The following is a 17180-nucleotide window of genomic DNA, read 5'->3' on the forward strand; positions in this document are numbered from 1 at the left end:
ACGCGCTCCGAACGACGACCTTCAACCTCACGACGTCATCCCTGGCGTCCGATCTTTGCTGATTTGAGCAAATGCGTCGGATGGCTCACACCGGATCGAAATAGTGCATTTCGAGCAGCAGGCAGCCGTTGACGGATTTGAACGGTCCATGAGCCGCATGCGGCGGTCGGCAGGCATAGGTGTTGGGCTTGAAGCTCGTGCCGCCTTCGCCTTTTTCGTTGTTGCCGACGATCAGGTCGCCCGAGATCAGATAGACCTCTTCCCAATACTCATGGGAAAACGGCGTGGTGGTATAGACACCCGGCGCGAAGCGCAGCAGGCGCGTGCGTGTTCCGCGCCGGTTCCGCTCGTCCAGCCCTCCCGAGATGATCTTTTGCTGGATTCCGGCCGGATAGCCGGCCGGGACTTCCCAGCCGCTGTTCATGTCCAGCGTGTAGAATTCGTCGTGCTTCTTGTTGACTGGCATTGTTCGTCTCCTCGGTTCAAGCAGCCTTGCTGGATGGTGCCGCGACGCCGTTCAGATCATATGAATCGAGCATGCCCTGGACCAGCCTGTCGGCCCCGGCCCAGTCGTAGGTGCGGTAGGAATGTCCCTTGGTGACAAAGGTCGCGCCGGCGTAGAACATCTCGTACTGCTGATGGCGCGAGCCGAACTCGGAGCCGACCGCGTCCCAGGCGAGTTTGTAGAACTTCACCCGGTCATGCGAATTCGCCTTCGGCGACTGCTGGGTCTTCTCGATGAGGGTGGCTGCCTGCGGATTGGCAAAGTCCGCGACCGACGAAGGCAGCATGATCATGCCGCCGCCGGCGAGCTCCCGCAGCGTGTTGACGATGTGCGGGTAAAGCTGCTGGGTCAGCACCTGGGCGGAATAGAGCGTGTGACGATCCGGGACGAAATAGGGGCCGACCTGCCGGCCTTTCGCCTCCATCGCCACGACCAGCGCGTCCACCATTCCGCTTTCGGCCGCGAGTTGCCCCAGCGTCTCGCGCACCTGCGGAAACTGTGTGATGCCATTCATCTCGGCAATCCGATGCGCGAGCCCGGTCAGGAATTTCAGTTTCACGCTCAGCCGCACCATCGACTGATAGTTTTGATAGACGTGACAGGCCGTCGTGTGGAACTGCTTCTGGCACATCTCGACATTGCCGTCGATGAAGACGCGATCCCACGGGACCTTCACATCGTCGAAATAGAGGACCGAGTCGTTTTCGTCGAACCGGCTGGACAGCGGATTGTCGAACACCGAGCCGGCTGCGGCCTCGTAAGACTTCCGCGACAACATGCTCAAGCCCCTCGCATTCATCGGAATAGCGAAGGATATCGCGTAACGCTCTTCGCCCGCGCGCAGCGGCTGGATCGTCGTGACGAACACCTCGTCGGCGACGACGCCACCGGTTGCCAGCATCTTCGCACCGCGGATGGTGATGCCCTCAGCGTCGCGATCGACGATGCCAGCGGTGAGGAAGGGATCCGCCTGCTCGCTTGCCGACTTTGAGCGATCCGCCTGCGGATTGATGATGACATAGGTGAGGTAGAGATCCTTGTCGCGGGCATAGCGGTAGTAACCCTCGAGCGCGGCGGCGCGGGCCGGATCGTAGGCCTTGAACACGTCGAGCCCCATGTACAGCCCGGAAATGCAGGACGCGACGTGGTCGGGCGCCCGGCCCATGAAGCCCGCATGCAGCGCCGCCCAGGCCTCCAGCGCCTTGCGCCGTTCAACGAGTTCAGCATGGGAGGTGGGAAGCTGCCAGATGCGGTTCGCGCGCCCGGCTCCGGCATCGAACGTCATCAGCTCGCGGTTGGCCGGCTCGCTGGCGAAGTCGAACAGTCCGGCCATCGATGTCGCCACGTTGCGGAAGCCATGATGGGCCGTCACGTCGCCGACCTGCTCGCCATTGATGTAGATGATGCGGCCGTCCTGCAGGCCCGACAGATAGTCCTTGGCTGAGCGCATCGTGCTTCCTCCGGCTCGAGATTAGTAGTGGATGGGCAGCGGCCAGGTCGGCTCGCGCTGGGCTTCGTCGACGAGGTCGCAATAGCGGCCGCGAAAGAAGATCAGTGGCGCGGCCGCCTCGGTGCGGGTCGTGTAACGGACGACCCGCACGACGAAGATGACATGGTCGCCGCCGTCATAGTTCGCGTATGGCGCGCATTCGAAATGGGCCATCGCGCCCGAGATCAGCGGCGCCTCGGCATGCCCGACCGAGGTCTTCACCTGGTCCCATTTGTTGGAGAGCGTGCGCGCGAACTGATTGGAAATGTGTTCCTGGTCGCGCGCCAGAATGTTCACGGCAAAGCCCCTGGCTTCGAGCATCGCGGGCAGGCTGCGCGCGTTGCGGTCGACGCTGAAAAGAACGAGCGGCGGATCGAGCGAGACGGAATTGAACGAACTCATGGTCAGGCCGATGAGCCCGTCGCCCTTGCCGCGCGCGGTCACCACCGCAACGCCGGTCGCGAATTCCCCGAGAGCGCGCCTGAATGCACGGTCCTGCATTGGACACTTGCCTTACCGTTCCGCCCCGAATTGTAATTCTTACCTAGCTTCTTTACAAAGCTATTTGGAAATGTCAAGCTCCTGCTGTCTTGCGCGGGCATGCATGTTTAGGCGAAGCCCGGAACCTATGCCATTCGCGGGGAGGACGACCGTGATCGATGCGCTGTTGACTGCGTCAAAGCCCGAGCTGCTCGACAAGGATGGCGACCGCACGCTTCGTGGCCTCCTCTATGACTATTTCGCTTTCGGTCGCGGCCTGGAATCCGCCCGTGAAACGTTCGCGAGCTTTGCCGGCCTGTCGGCTACCCAGTATTTGATCCTGATCGCGATCAAGAATTCGACGGCGGAGGAACCGATGGGGGTCAACCAGGTCGCCGAACGACTGTATCTCAGCGGCGCCTTCGTCACCAACGAGATCAACAAGCTGGTTTCCGACGGGCTGATCGAGAAAAATCCGCATCCGGGCGACGGAAGGCGGGTCCAACTGTCCCTGACTCAACACGGTGTAAACCGATTGATCCGCCTTGCCGCCTTGCAACGCCCGGTCAACGACGCGTTGTTTGGGATGTTGACCCGCGAGGAGTTCAGAGTGTTGTCCGGGCTGCTGTCTCGTCTCGCTTCCAACGCCGATAGCGCGTTGAAGCTCGCCGAGCATGTGCAAGCGAAGCTCAAGTCTCGGGAGAATCAGCGGCCTTCCGCGGCAAACTTGCCGGACTCTGGCAAGAAACGACGGGCGACGCCGCTTCGCAATACCCGGTAACGCCGGTCAGGGGAATAGACCTCTGGTGTTCTTTCCCGCGCGCACCCGCTCGACGCCGATGGCCATGGCTGCGGTGCGGTTGAAGACCTGATCTTGCCTGGCGCGCGACACCATCTGCGCGAAGGCGCGATCGAGGATTTCGTATTCGCGCCGCGTGACCTCCTCTTCCGTCCAGAACAGTTGTTGCAGGTCCTGCACCCACTCGAAATAGCTGACCACGACGCCTCCCGAATTGCAGAGAATGTCCGGAATCAGGAAGATCTCCTGCTCGCGATCGGCGAGAACGAGATCGGCCGCGGGCGTCGTCGGGCCGTTGGCGCCTTCCGCCAAGATCCGGCATTGCAGCCTCTCCGCCGTCGTCGCGTCGATGACCTGTTCCATCGCCGCGGGGACCAGAATGTCGCAGGGCATGGTGAGGATGCTGTCGGGATCGCAGCAAAGCTCGGACGAAAATCCGGCAATACTTCCGTGCTGCTGCGCGTGACGCATCAGCGTGGGAATGTCCAGGCCGGAGCGGCAGGTCAGCGCTCCGGAATGATCGCTGACGGCAATGATCTTCACGCCGAAGCGATGCAGCTCGGATGCGGCATAGGATCCGACATTGCCGAAACCCTGGATCACCGCGGTCGCCCCCTCGGCGGCGATTCCCAATTCGTCCAGAACCTTGCGCGCGAGATGCGCGACGCCGCGTCCAGTCGCTTCGCGCCGGCCGAGCGTTCCTCCCGAAGCAACAGGCTTGCCGGTCACGATCTCGGTGACCGTGCGGCCCTGATACATGGAATAGGTGTCCATGAACCACGCCATGACCTGCTCATTCGTTCCCATATCGGGCGCCATGACGTCCGTATGCGGCCCGACGAATGGAATCATCTCCTGCATGTAGCGCCGCGACAGTGCCTCAAGCTCGAGGCGCGAGATCGAGGAGGGATCGACGCAGATGCCACCCTTGGCGCCGCCGTAGGGAAGCCCGACGAGAGCGCATTTCCAGCTCATCCAGATCGCCAGCGCCGCGACCTCGCCGAGGTCGACGCTCGCCGCAAAGCGCGTTCCGCCCTTGGTCGGGCCGAGCGTCAGATGATGCTGCACGCGGTAGCCTTCAAAGACCGCGATCGATCCGTCGTCGCGGTGGATCGGGCAGGACACCGTGACGGCGCGCTTCGGCATCAACAGGCGGCCGCGCTCGTCTTCGGGAATGTCCAGATGATCGGCGATGACGCCGAACTGCTTGACGGCCATGTCGAACACCGGCCCGCTGAATACGGTCATGAGTGGCTTCCTTGTTGGCGCAGGCGTTACTAAAGCGGCGGTTTCAGGATGCGGCGGACTGCAGGCTCGGCTCGCGTTTTCCGAAGCCGCCGCCTGTTGGAGTCACGATGATCACGGCATCGCCCGCTTTCACGGTCGTGCGCGCGCATCCCTCCAATGTCTCGAAGGCGGTGCCGCGGCGAATAATATTCGCGCCGAGCTCGCCCGGTTCGCCGCCGTTCAGCCCGAAGGGGCGCACCTGCCGGTGTCCCGATAGGATCGAGCATTCCATCGCTTCGAGGAAGCGGATGGTTCGCTTCGTCCCGTCGCCTGAGCTGTGCCGTCCCTTCCCACCGGATCCGCGCCGTATTGAAAATTCCTCCAGCACCACGGGAAAGCGGCTCTCCAGCACTTCCGGATCGGTCAGGCGCGAATTGGTCATGTGGGTGTGCACGCCCGGCGCACCGCTGAAGTCAGGCCCCGCGGGTGCTCCCGAGCAGATCGTTTCGTAATACTGCACGCGCTCATTGCCGAAAGTCAGGTTGTTCATGGTGCCTTGCGCTGCCGCCATGGCTCGAAGCGCCCCGAACAGGCAGTTCGTCACCTCCTGGCTGACCTCGACATTCCCGGCCACGACGGCGGCGGGGATAGCGCGGGGCCAGCATCGAGCCTTCGGGAATGATCAGACGAATCGGCCGCAGGCATCCGGCATTCATGGGAATGTCGTCGTCGACCATGACGCGGAACACGTAGAGCACGACCGCGCGCGTCACCGGCGCCGGGGCGTTGAAATTGTCGGGACGTTGCGGGCTCGTGCCGGTAAAATCCACCGCGGCCTCCCGCTTTGTCCGATCGATGGTGATCCGGACCTTGATGGCCGACCCTTGATCGAGCTCATAGGTGAACTCGCCATCGGAGAGCCTGTCGATCACGCGCCTGACGCTTTCTTCGGCGTTGTCCTGCACGTGCCCCATATAGGCCTTGACGACGTCCAGACCGAAATAGTCGATCATCTTGTTCAGCTCGGCCGTCCCCTTCTTGTTGGCCGCCACCTGAGCTTTCAGATCGTTGAGGTTCTGGACCACATTGCGCACGGGATATTTTGCCGTGGTCAGGAGGTCGACAAGCTCCTTCTCCCGGAACACGCCCTCGTCCACCAGCTTGAAGTTGTCGATATAGACGCCTTCCTCTTCGATCGTGGTTGCGGCCGGCGACATCGATCCCGGGGCGATGCCGCCGATATCGGCGTGATGCCCGCGGCTCGCTACCCAGAACACGATTTCTGCGTTGTCGCTGTCGAACACCGGCGTGCAGACCGTGATGTCGGGCAGATGCGTCCCGCCGTTGTAGGGCGCGTTGATGGCAAAGACATCGCCCGGCCGGATCTCTGCGTTTTGCGACTGGATCGCCTCAACCGATTTGTCCATCGAGCCCAGATGCACCGGCATGTGCGGCGCATTGGCGACCAGCGCGCCGGTGGCGTCGAACACGGCGCAGGAGAAATCGAGCCGTTCCTTGATGTTCACCGAATAGGCGGTGTTCTGCAGGGTGACACCCATCTGTTCCGCAATGGACATGAACAGGTTGTTGAAGATTTCCAGCATGACCGGATTGGCGGTGGTGCCGACCGCGACCCGTGCCGGCAGCGCGCGAACGCGTTGCAGCACGAGATGGTCGAGCCCGGTCAGCCTGGCCTCCCATCCGTCCTCGACGATCACCGTCTGGTTGGGTTCGATGATGATCGCAGGGCCCGCGATCTTGTGCCCCGGTAGCAGGTCCTTGCGCAGATGCACCTTGGCCTCGTGCCAAGCGCCGTTAGAGAAGAAGTTGGTGGTTTTGATGCTTTTGGCGTGATCCGCCGCGACGGCCTGTTTCTCGGCGTCGCCGAAATCCGCCGCACCGCCGACCCCCTCCGCACTCACGGCATCGATGACGAGCGCCTTGCCGGGATCGACGAAGCCAAATCGCTTGCGATGCACATTGAGGAAGTTGTCGCGCAAATCCGCACGAAGATCGGAGGTCAGCCTTTCACAGGAAAAGGAGAGCGCGGGCACTTCGAGCGTGGTGTCCGTTCCGGCATAGCGAATATGTGCGCTCAACGTCGTCGTGACATCGGCACGCGCAACACCCTGCCCGGCAATCTCGTCGACACAGTCCGTGCTCAACGCCCGGCCGATCTCCACCAGCCGCTGCATCGCGTCTTCGAGCGGCAGCTCAAGCGCCCTCACCCGGCTGGCGCGGATGTCCGCGAGCCCAATGCCATAGGCCGAGAGCAGCCCGGACAGAGGATGGATCAGCACCTTCTCCATTCCGAGCGCGTCCGCCACCAGGCAGGCATGCTGGCCGCCGGCGCCACCGAAGCAATTCAGGGCATAGGCCGTGACATCATGACCGCGCTGCACGGAGATCTTCTTGATCGCCTCGGCCATGTTGGCGACCGCGATCCGGATGAAGCCGTCAGCCACCTGCTCCGGCGAATTGCCGTCGCCGATCTCGCGGCAAAGCGCTTCGAATTTCTCGCGAACGACGGCGGCATCGAGCGCCTGGTCCTGTGCCGGGCCAAATATCTTCGGAAAGAATTCCGGCAACAGCTTCCCCGTCATCACGTTGGCGTCGGTGACCGCGAGAGGGCCGCCGCGGCGATAACAGGCAGGACCCGGATTGGCCCCGGCAGATTCCGGTCCGACACGGAAGCGCGAGCCGTCGAATTGCAGCAGCGATCCGCCTCCGGCGGCGACCGTATGGATCAGCATCATCGGCGCGCGGATGCGCACGCCTGCGACCTCGGTCTCAAAGGAGCGCTCGTAGCTGCCGTTGAAGTGGGCGACATCCGTGGACGTGCCGCCCATGTCGAACCCGATGACCTTGTGAAGCCCTGCGGATTGCGCAGTCTTCGCCAGGCCGACGACGCCGCCAGCAGGACCGGACAGGATGGCGTCGCGCCCCTGGAACATGTCGGCGCGCGTGAGCCCGCCCGATGATGTCATGAACATCAGCCGGATGCCCGTGCGCGGAATATCCAGCTCCTCCGCGACTTGGGCGGCGTAGCGGCGCAGGATCGGTGACAGATAGGCATCGACCACGGTCGTGTCGCCACGCCCCACGATCTTGATCAGCGGCGACACTTCGTGGCTGACCGATATCTGCGTAAAGCCGATGCGCCTTGCCGCTGCGGCCAGCCGCTTCTCATGGGCCGGATAGCGGTAGCCATGCAGCAGCGCGATCGCAATGGCGCGGATGTCGGCGTCGAAGGCTTTCTTCATCTCGCGCGTCGCCTTCGCCTCGTCGAGCGCGCATTCGACCGTGCCGTCGGCAAGCACGCGCTCGTCGACTTCGATCACTTGCGCGTAAAGCTGATCCGGTTTCTCGATCTTGCGCGCAAAAATATTGCGGCGGTCCTGATAGCCGAGCTCGAGCACGTCGCGAAAGCCTCGGGTGGTTACAAAAACTGTCCGATCGCCCTTGCGCTCGAGCAGCGCATTGGTCGCAACCGTGGTTCCCATCCGCACTTCCGAGACGAGTTTCGACGGGACCGGATCACCGGGCTCCAGTCCGAGCAGGGCCTTGATGCCGGCGACTGCGGCATCCCGATACGCGTCCGGATTCTCCGACAGCATCTTCTTCGAGTGCAGGCGACCCTGTGGATCCTTGCCGATCACGTCGGTGAAGGTGCCGCCACGGTCGATCCAGAACTTCCACGAAGCCATCGCTCCTCTCCAATTCCTTCAACTTGCCAATAGAAGACCGTCCGCGTGCGGAGCACCGCATCGCGTCCGGACCGTCTCAAACGTGATTTGTCTTCGGACGAACCGCTGCTGCTACATGCCGAGATAGGCTCGTCTGATCTCAGGGTTGTCGCGAATGTCGGCAGCCGCTCCGTTCATGAGAACCCGGCCGGTCTGCAGAACGTAGGCGCGATCGGAGATTTCGAGGCTTTCGGAGAGCCGCTGCTCGACGAGCAGGATCGTCACGCCGGTATCGCGAATCCGCTTGATGGCGTCGAAGATCTCGTCGACGAGTTTCGGCATGATGCCCTGCGAAGGTTCATCCAGCATCAGCAAGGCCGGGCGTGTCATCAGCGCGCGCGAGATGGCGAGCATCTGTTGTTCGCCCCCCGACAGCGTCTCGGCGCGCTGGGCAAGCCGCTCCTGCATCCGCGGAAACAGCTTGAACACGAATTCGAGCGGGGCTTCCCGGTCGCCGGATTTCCGATGCAGGTAACTGCCGAGCCGGAGATTGTCTCTGACCGTGAGGCGCGGAAACAGCCGCTTGTTTTCGGGCACGTAGGCAAGGCCCTTCGCGGTGATCAGATGCGCGTGGAGATGGCCGATGTCGGCGCCAGCAAAATTGACGGAGCCGGAGCGCGCGCGCTCGAGGCCGGCGATGGTCTTGAGCAAGGTCGACTTGCCGGCGCCGTTGGCTCCCGCCACCGCCACGATCTCGTTGCGGCTTACGGAAAGCGAGACGCCCGAGATGGCCGTGAGGCCGCCATAGGCCGTGGTGAGATCGGTGACTTCAAGCAGCACGATGGCGATCCCCGAGATAGGCGGTGATGACGCTCTCGTCCCTCACCACATCCTTCGGCTTTCCCTCGGCGAGCACCTTGCCGAGGTTGAGGACGACGGCGCGGTCGACGAGCGGCATCACGATCTCCATGACGTGCTCCACCATGACGATGGTCACGCCGCTGTCGCGGATCGTGCGGATCAGTTCGACACCGGCGCGGGCCTCGCTCGGCGTGAGCCCAGTCAGGACCTCGTCCAGCAGCAGGAGTGTCGGCTCGGTCGCAAGCGCCCGTGCGATCTCCAGGCGCCGCTTCAGGGGCGGCGAAAGATCGGCGGCCGCCACGGTCGCATGCTCAACCAGCCCGACATATTCGAGGGTGCGATAGGCCTTCTCCAGCGCAGCGCTCACGCGGCGCTGCCTGACGAAGGCGCCGACCGTGACGTTTTCGATCACGGTCATGGACTCAAATGAGCGCGGGACCTGGTAGGTTCGTGCGACACCGAGCTTGCAGCGCTGCTGCGCGGACAGCGCGGTGATCTCCCGATCTCCCAGCATGATCGTGCCGGAGGAAACCGGAAAGGCGCCCGCAATGAGGTTGAACAGCGTCGACTTGCCCGCCCCGTTCGGACCGATCAGTCCGAGGATCTCGCCCCTTGCAATCGTGAGGTCGATGCCATCGTTCGCGAGCAAACCGCCAAACCGCTTGCTCACGCCACGACAGGTGACGATCGTGGGACTGCTCACGCTGCCGCTCCCGATCTCAACCGCCGGTACAGGCCCGTAATGCCATCGGGGCTGATCAGCGCTACGATCATAATGAGGCCGCCATAGATCGCGAGATCGATCCCGGATCCCGAGCCGCCGAGATACGACCTCGAGAATTCCGCGAGCGGAATCAGGATGAGCGCGCCGATCGCGGGCCCCCACAGCGAGCCGATGCCGCCCAGCACCGCCGGCAGCGCCATCAGGAGCGATATCTGAAACTGCATCACGCTCTCGGGGTCGATATAGGAGACGAAGGCCGCAAAGAAGCCGCCGCCGAGCGCTGTGAAGAAGGCAGAGATCGCGGCCGCCGCCATCTTGGTGTGAAAGACGGTCACGCCGAGGCTCTCGGCGGCTTCCGGCGAATCCTTGACCGCGCGCCAGGCATAGCCCCATTTCGAGTCCACGATCCAGAACGTCACAAGCCAGGTCGCCGCGAACATCGCGAGCGCGACGTAGAAGTAGGGAATCTTGGTGCGCGCGAATTGCAGCGTCCACCAGCTATCGGGGGAGACGGGCCACTGCACGCCAAGCGCCGCGCCGACGAAATTCCAGTTGTTGACCAGCAACAGCCCGATCTCCGCGATCACGATCGTGGCGATCGAGAAGTAATGGCCCTTGAGCCGGAAGCAGGGATAGCCGAGCGCCAGGGCTATGACGGAGGCGATCGCTCCGCCGAGAAACATTCCTGCCCACGGCAGGATTCCGAATTTGACGAACGTCACGCTCGTGGCATAGGCGCCGACGCCGAAGTACAGGGCATGGCCGAGCGAGATCTGGCCACAATAACCGCCCAGAAGATTCCAACTCTGCGACAGCGCCGCATACAGCAGCGTGAGCACCAGCACGTTCATGAGGTAGACGTCCGAGACCATCCAGGGCAGGAGCGCAATAGCGGCGAACACCGCCAGCGCGACCAGCAATTGCCGCCGTTGCTGTGCGGCATGCTCCGCGACGAATCTGGAAGACCTCGAAATGGAGTAATGCATCAGAGTTTTCCGAACAATCCGGTCGGACGAATGAAGAGTACTGCGAGGTAGAGCGAATAAACTCCGACCGACTTCAGAGCGGGCGGAAGGATCATGGCGGTTACCGACTCGGTGAGCCCCACGATCAGACCGGCAATCAGCGCGCCGAAGATGCTGCCAAAACCTCCCAGCGCGACGGTTACGTAGGAGATCAGCGCGAATGTTGCTCCGACCTGGGGATGGATGTAGTAGAAGATGGCGAGCACCGAGCCGGCGAGACCGACCAGTGCGGCGCCAAGCCCCCATCCAAGCGCAAAGATCCGGTTTCGATCGATTCCAACGAGCGCGACCCCACCCTTGTCCTCTCGCGTAGCCTCGAGCGCGCGTCCGAAATCGGTTCGCGTCATCAACAGATGCAGGCCGGCGAACACCGCAATCGAGAGCAATCCGCCGTAGATCTGCGGGCACGGCAGGAAAATTCCTGCAACGCTCAGCGTTCGGCCACCGAGCCAGCTTGCGCCGATGTTCCGATAGTCCGGCGTGAAGTAGTATTGCACGAGGCCCTGGATCAATAGCGCGAGTCCGAAGGTTGCGAAGATCTGCACCATTCCCGCATTGGCGCGCGAGCGCAGCGCGTGCCGAATGACGCCTGCGTAAACCGCAACACCGATTGTGAACATGATCGCGACCACGAGCGGAGCGGCGATGACCGGATCCAGGCCGGTCGCAAACACAAAGCCGAAGGTCGCGTACATGGCGAGCATCAGAAACTCGCCATGGGCGAAATTGACGACGTCCATGAGGCCGAAGATGAGCGAAAGCCCCACGGCAATGAGCGCGTAAATCAGCCCCATCATCAGGCCGCTGGCGACGACCTGGACGATATCCAGCGCTTGGCTCATCTTGATCAGGGAGTCCCTGGTTGGGAATTGAGATCGACGTCGGACTTCGCTCGACAGCTAGCTGTTCATCGGCCAGATCGGTTCGGAGACCGCGACCGATGGCGGTGAAACCGTGACGAACTCGCCGCCGACATACTGGATCAGCACCGGATCGGCGTCGTTGTTCTGACCGTCCGGCCCGAACTTCACCCTCTTCCAGGGCATGATGGTCCGATCGCCGGGGACGTCGGTCGCGGCGAGTGAGTCGCGGATTTTCTGGCCCTCTGTCGACTTTGCGCGATCGATTGCATCAGCGAGGATCAATATCGCCATCAACTGCCGCGAGGTGTTGTCGTTGAGGTCGCGTCCCGCGCGGGCCTTGAACATATCGTTGACCTTCAGGATCGACGGCCGTTTGCGCGCGAGATCGAGCGAGAAGCTGGCGCGCGAGATCAGTCCGACGGCCTTGTCGCCGATCGCATCGAAGAAGGCCTGGTCGGAGAACCCGGCGGCTTGGGCAACGATGTTCTTTGGCTTGTAGCCGAGTTCGCCCATTGTCTTCATCAGAAGGATCGCGTCGGTCGTGTAGCTCGACGGCAGCAGGACGTCGGGGTTGGCGGCCTTGATCTGCTGCACTTCGGCTGTAAGCGAAGGCGAGTTCGACTTGTACTTGATATCGACGGCCACCTTGTATCCGCGCTCGCCGGCAAGCTTGCGCTGAACGTTGGAGGAGTCGGTGCCGAAGATGGTGTCCTCGAAGAACAGGCCGACGCTGTCGATTTTCTTGCCGGCCTTGCGCTGGTCGTCGAGGAAATCGAACATCGCCTTCGAAAACATCTCGTCATGGGCGGCCGGGCGGAAAAAGTATTTCAGGCCTCGCGTCGTGAGGCTGGGGGACGAGGAATCCGCGCACATATAGGGGACGCCGTAGCGTTCGCAGGCGACGCTCGCGGTCGCCGAAACCGAGGAATGGAACGCGCCGGCGATCGCGACGACTTTCTCCTGGGTAATCAGGCGCTCGGCTTCGGCGCGCCCCTTTTGCGGATCGCCCTGGTGGTCCGCAAACACCACCTTGATCTTGGCTTTGCCGAGACCGACGAGCCCGGCGTTCTTCGCGGTCGGAAGATCGAGATCATAGGCGCCGTTGACGATGTCGACGGCGGTTTCGATGGCGTGGCGCGCATCGGTGCCGACTTGAGCATTCGCACCGGTCAATGGCCACAGCGCACCAATGGCGATGTCACCGCCGCCCTGAGCAAATGCCCGTGAACCAAAAACGGAAACGGCCAAACCCGATAGAATCACTTCGCGACGGTTGATCATTGCAGCAACCCCTCCTCATGAATTTTGCGCATCAACGGTGAGCCCAATCGGGCTTAGAGAATCGCCAGCTCCGTATTTCGCCGGTCGGTCACGAGCATCGCGCCCGGCGCGTGCGTGATGGCGAACTCGGGCCGCGAGGCCAGGATGACCGCCTGCGGCGTCACCCCGCAGGCCCAGAACACAGGCACTTCCCCATCCTCGATCCGCACCGGATCGCCGAAATCGGGCTGGTCGAGAGTCTTGATTCCGATCCGGGACGGATCTCCGAAATGGATCGGGGCACCGTGGACAGCGGGAAACCGGCTGGTGATCTGGATCGCGCGAATGGCATCCATCGCCTTGAAGGGGCGCATGGTGACCACCATCGGCCCGGCGAACGGTCCCGCGACGGCGCAGTCGATGTTGGTGCGATACATCGGCACGTTGCAGCGCTGCTCGATGTGCCGGATGCGCAGGCCATCGGCGATCAAGGCCTCCTCGAATGAAAACGAGCAGCCGATCACGAAGGCGACGAGATCCTTGCGCCAGTAGTCCAGGATATCGGTCGGCTCGTCCACCAACTCGCCGTTGCGCCAGACGCGATAGCGCGGCAGGTCGGTGCGGACATCGAGGTCGAAGCCAAGCTCGGGAATGAAGGGATCGCCGACCCTGGACACGCCGACGATCGGACACGGCTTCGGATTGAGCCGGCAGAAGCTTTCGAACTGTGCAGCAAGCCGCTCGGGCAGGATGGCGAGATTGCCCTGGATGTACCCGGGCGCGAGATCTGCGGTCGGTCCCGCAAGCTCGCCGGCGCGACAATCCCTCCGCACCGCAAGACTGATCGGATGTGGACCGGGTCCGAGACGATCGTTCATGTTTCCTTACCCTTCGGGTCGCGTGAAAGCCCGCGACGCGATGGACAAATCGCCGAAGCCTGCGATAATGTCTAATCGTATTATTTGATCTCCTGTGATAAATCTCCCTTATCCTACGGTTGATGCCATCCAAAATGGTGGATTTCAAAAACCTCGAAACGTTCATCTGGGTCGTGACGCTCGGCAGCTTCCGGGGCGCCGCGAACAAGCTCAACACCACGCAACCGGCGATCTCGCAGCGCATCGCGCAGCTTGAGGGTGAGCTTGGCGTGCAGCTCCTGCAGCGAGACCGCCGCAAGGTGTTTCCGACCTCCGAAGGCCGCGAGATGCTGCTCTATGCCGAGAAGCTGATCGGCCTGCGCTCCGAAATGATCGCAGCCGTCGGCGATCCCTCCGCCATGCGCGGCGTGTTGCGGCTCGGCGTGTCGGAGACCATCGTCCACACCCTGCTGTCGCGGCTGATCAAGAGTGTCGACAACCTCTATCCAAGCCTCTCGATCGAGATCGAGGTCGACATCAGCCGCAACTTGCGCAGCCGCCTGCTCGCTCAGGAAATCGACCTCGCCCTGTTGCTCGGACCGCTCGCCGAGCCCGATATCGAAAACCTGATCCTGCGCGACTATCCGAACGGATTCCTGGCGAGCCCAGCCCTTAAGCTCGGCAAAGGTCCGTTGTCGCTGCACGATCTGGCGCGCCATCCCATCATCACGTTCGGACGGAGGACGCAGCCCTACGAGACCGTGAAATCGCTGTTCAATCGACCGGACATGCAGAACACCAAGATTCATGCCAGCGCCTCGCTCGCCACCACCGTACACATGGCGCTTGAAGGGCTCGGGATCGCCGTCATCCCGACCGCGATCGTGGAGAAGGAAATCGCAAGCAGGAAATTGCAACTGCTCAACACCAGCGTTCGCGTACCCTCGCTCACATTTTCGGCAAGCTGGCTCGCGCGTCCGTCCGCGATCGCGGTCAAGCTCGTCGCGGAGCTTGCCGTCAAGCTGGCGCAGCGATCCGGCGCCGACTCTGATGATTAGCGCTTTCGGTAAAAAAAGCCGGCGCCAAATCGGCGCCGGCCAAGGTCCAGGGCATCCGCTGCCCATCTCCCGGGAGCAAGGGAGGACGAAGAGCGCGTCATCAACGCATGCGGCGAACTAACACGACGTCATCACGCGGCGTCCAATCGAATGTTCTGATTACCGGTGATAGATCGGGCTAATGCGCAAATCGGCTAGGCCGCTTTCAGGTTGGCCATGAAGCGCTCCAGCTCCTGGCGCAGGAGACCGCTGTCGCGGGAAAGCATCTGCGCCGAATTCAGGACTTCGCCCGAGGCGATGCCGGTGGCGTTCGCTTCGCGGTTGACTTCGCCGATACTGCCAGCGACTTCCTCGGTGCCCTGCGCAACGCCCTGCACGCTGGTCACGATCTGCTGCGTGGCGTCGCCCTGCAATTCGACGGAGGCGGTGATGCTGCCCGAAATGCGCGAAACCTCGGAGATCGTCTTCCCGATCTCTTTGATGGCGCCGACGGAATGCTCGGTGGCCTCCTGGATCGCCGCGATATGGGCGGACACCTCCGCCGTTGCTGCAGCGGTCTGGCTCGCGAGTGTCTTGACCTCGGAGGCGACCACCGCAAAACCCTTTCCCGACGCACCGGCGCGCGCCGCCTCGATCGTCGCGTTGAGCGCGAGCAGATTGGTCTGACTGGCAATCGCCGTGATCAGCTTCACGACGTCTCCGATCTTCTGCGCGGCCGCGGCCAGCCTTGCCATGCCCTCGTCGGTGCGTTCGGCCTGCACGACGGCAGCCGCGGCGATCCGGCTCGATGCCCTGGCTTGCTGCCTGATCTCGTCCACTGACATCGATAGCTGCTCCGCCGCCCGCGCAACCGACCTCACCTCGATCGACGCGCCTTCGGAGGCGCCCGCAACGTGGCCGGACAGCTCCTGCGTCCTGTCGGCGGTACGCGCCAGCGTGGCCGCGGCCGTCTCGAGCTGATCGGCGGAGGTCGATACATTGACAACGATGGCGCCAACGGCATCTTCAAAATTCCTGGCAAACGTCTGGATCTCGATCCGGCGCGCCGCGCTTTCCTGCCTCGCCTGCGCCTCGCGTCCGGCGGCGTCAGCCTCGGCCTTGGCGACGGCCTGCAGCTTGAACTCCTCGACCGCGCAAGCCATCGCGCCGATCTCGTCCTTCCGCCCAAGACCGGGCAGCACCATGTCGAACCGTCCGTTCGCAAGCTCCCGCATCGCCGCACACATCGCCGTCATCGACCGCGCGATGGTGGCTCCGAGGACCCAGGCAAGAAGGCCGCCGAGCAGCAGGCCTCCTAACCCCATATAGGTCACGAAGCGCGCCGTGTCGCGCGCAACCTCGTTGGATTTGGCCGAAAGCCGGTCCTGCTGCGTCAGCAGCCTCTTCTTCAGGCCCCGGGCTTCGCCGGCGATCTCTGCGGCCGCATCATTCATTTTAGCCACGAGCCCGGTGACCGCATCCGAGTTTTGGATGAATTTCCCGAATGCGCCCTGGTAGACATTGAGCTGCGCCGTGATCTCGGCGACCGTCTTGGCCAGCTTGGGATCACCCACGTCGAGGGCGGCGAGCTCGCTTGCGAGCAGATGAATGCGCGTGTTCGCGTTGTTGGCAACAGTTTGGTCCGCACGCACGGCATAGTTCGCAACCAGCGCCGAGATCGCCGCCGACTGGTTCGACAACTCCTTGATCTTGGTCTGCAGCGCCGGCGGCGCCGAGGAAGAGGCCGAGCGGGACAATTCGTCCAATCGATAACGGAAGAAGTTCGCCAGCCGCAGCAGCTCGCTGGATTTGATCCGGGTATTCTCGGTCTTGATGCGGACGATCTCCGCAAACAGGTGCGAAAAGCCGGTAAAATGCTCGGACAGTGCAGCGACGCTCGCTTTGTCTGTTTCGGCCGCCGTCTGGAACGCGCGATCGATGGTCTTTGCGAAGATGGCCTCGGCATCCTTTGCTGCGGTCTCATCGGCTGGAGCGCCGGACAGCACATAGTAGCGCGCCAAAAGCGCATAGACGGCGATGTCGCGGTCGATGTCTCGCGCCACATCCGTCTCTGCAGAAATGTCATGATAGGCACTCACGCCGGACATGATGCGATTGAAGCCGAGATAAGACGAGCTCGTGCTGACCGCCGACAGTGCGAGCACGGTGGCAAACCCAATCATGATCTTGGTCCTGAACCTGAGGTTGGTCAGCGCACCCGTGACGCCAATCCTCGATCCGAACATCTTCATGCTTACTGTCCTAAAGGGAAAATCAGATGAGCTGCATGGCAATATCAGCGCGATCGTGAATGAGATTTGATAAGGGGCCGTAAATCAGCGGTTGCTTCGCAGCCGATGCGCGGCG

The 17180-nt window shown here is 62.5% G+C and carries 13 protein-coding genes and 1 pseudogene; 2 read left to right on the plus strand and 12 right to left on the minus strand.

Features of this window, described 5'->3' with window-relative positions:
* Positions 1-85 precede the first annotated feature (85 nt).
* From VKR55_RS13305 to VKR55_RS13315, 3 genes are read right to left on the minus strand one after another with little or no spacing between them, the layout of a single operon-like run.
* The gene (locus tag VKR55_RS13305) at positions 86-466 is read right to left on the minus strand and encodes a cupin (RefSeq protein ID WP_324403920.1); all 381 of its coding nucleotides are present in this window, start codon (positions 464-466) and stop codon (positions 86-88) included.
* A 16-nt stretch (positions 467-482) separates the two neighbouring features.
* On the minus strand, positions 483-1955 hold the full coding sequence (locus VKR55_RS13310) for a 4-hydroxyphenylacetate 3-hydroxylase family protein (protein WP_324403922.1): 1473 nt from the start codon (positions 1953-1955) through the stop codon (positions 483-485).
* Between the two features lie 21 nt (positions 1956-1976).
* Positions 1977-2495 carry a flavin reductase family protein gene (locus VKR55_RS13315; protein ID WP_324403924.1) on the minus strand — a complete coding sequence of 173 codons (519 nt, stop codon included), beginning with the start codon at positions 2493-2495 and terminating at the stop codon, positions 1977-1979.
* 151 nt (positions 2496-2646) lie between these two features.
* Between VKR55_RS13315 and VKR55_RS13320 the strand changes: the two genes are divergently transcribed.
* Complete coding sequence (locus tag VKR55_RS13320; protein ID WP_324403926.1) at positions 2647-3255, plus strand: MarR family winged helix-turn-helix transcriptional regulator; 609 nt, start codon at positions 2647-2649, stop codon at positions 3253-3255.
* Between the two features lie 6 nt (positions 3256-3261).
* Here the strand turns inward: VKR55_RS13320 and VKR55_RS13325 are convergent, their stop codons facing one another.
* The 8 genes and pseudogenes from VKR55_RS13325 to VKR55_RS13360 all read right to left on the minus strand — a co-directional run bounded on the left by VKR55_RS13325 (position 3262) and on the right by VKR55_RS13360 (position 13797).
* Positions 3262-4521: a Glu/Leu/Phe/Val family dehydrogenase gene (locus tag VKR55_RS13325; protein ID WP_324403928.1), complete on the minus strand. Its 1260-nt coding sequence runs from the start codon at positions 4519-4521 to the stop codon at positions 3262-3264.
* A gap of 43 nt (positions 4522-4564) precedes the next feature.
* Positions 4565-8207: pseudogene (locus VKR55_RS13330) on the minus strand (hydantoinase B/oxoprolinase family protein).
* Positions 8208-8318: 111 nt separating this feature from the next.
* A complete protein-coding gene (locus VKR55_RS13335) occupies positions 8319-9023 on the minus strand; it encodes an ABC transporter ATP-binding protein (protein WP_324403971.1) in 705 nt (234 codons plus the stop codon).
* On the minus strand, positions 9016-9750 hold the full coding sequence (locus tag VKR55_RS13340) for an ABC transporter ATP-binding protein (RefSeq protein ID WP_324403930.1): 735 nt from the start codon (positions 9748-9750) through the stop codon (positions 9016-9018). Before VKR55_RS13340 ends, VKR55_RS13335 begins: the two co-directional genes overlap by 8 nt.
* Positions 9747-10757: a branched-chain amino acid ABC transporter permease gene (locus VKR55_RS13345; RefSeq protein ID WP_324403932.1), complete on the minus strand. Its 1011-nt coding sequence runs from the start codon at positions 10755-10757 to the stop codon at positions 9747-9749. The genes VKR55_RS13340 and VKR55_RS13345 overlap by 4 nt, the downstream gene beginning before the upstream one ends.
* The gene (locus VKR55_RS13350; RefSeq protein WP_324403934.1) at positions 10757-11638 is read right to left on the minus strand and encodes a branched-chain amino acid ABC transporter permease; all 882 of its coding nucleotides are present in this window, start codon (positions 11636-11638) and stop codon (positions 10757-10759) included. The genes VKR55_RS13345 and VKR55_RS13350 overlap by 1 nt, the downstream gene beginning before the upstream one ends.
* Positions 11639-11695: 57 nt before the next feature.
* Positions 11696-12940, minus strand: coding sequence for an ABC transporter substrate-binding protein (locus VKR55_RS13355; RefSeq protein ID WP_414642358.1), 1245 nt, complete (start codon positions 12938-12940; stop codon positions 11696-11698).
* A gap of 53 nt (positions 12941-12993) precedes the next feature.
* Positions 12994-13797 (minus strand): putative hydro-lyase, encoded by an 804-nt coding sequence (locus tag VKR55_RS13360; protein ID WP_324403936.1) that lies wholly within the window; start codon positions 13795-13797, stop codon positions 12994-12996.
* Positions 13798-13931: 134 nt separating this feature from the next.
* On the opposite strand from VKR55_RS13360, the gene VKR55_RS13365 reads away from it, so the two are divergent.
* Positions 13932-14834, plus strand: a complete 903-nt coding sequence (locus tag VKR55_RS13365; RefSeq protein WP_324403938.1) for a LysR family transcriptional regulator — start codon at positions 13932-13934, stop codon at positions 14832-14834.
* Positions 14835-15028: 194 nt separating this feature from the next.
* Here VKR55_RS13365 and VKR55_RS13370 read toward each other — a convergent pair whose 3' ends face one another.
* On the minus strand, positions 15029-17065 hold the full coding sequence (locus VKR55_RS13370) for a methyl-accepting chemotaxis protein (RefSeq protein WP_324403940.1): 2037 nt from the start codon (positions 17063-17065) through the stop codon (positions 15029-15031).
* Positions 17066-17180 lie beyond the last annotated feature (115 nt).

It is taken from the genome of Bradyrhizobium sp. (assembly GCF_035309285.1).
In the GTDB taxonomy this organism is placed as follows: domain Bacteria; phylum Pseudomonadota; class Alphaproteobacteria; order Rhizobiales; family Xanthobacteraceae; genus Bradyrhizobium.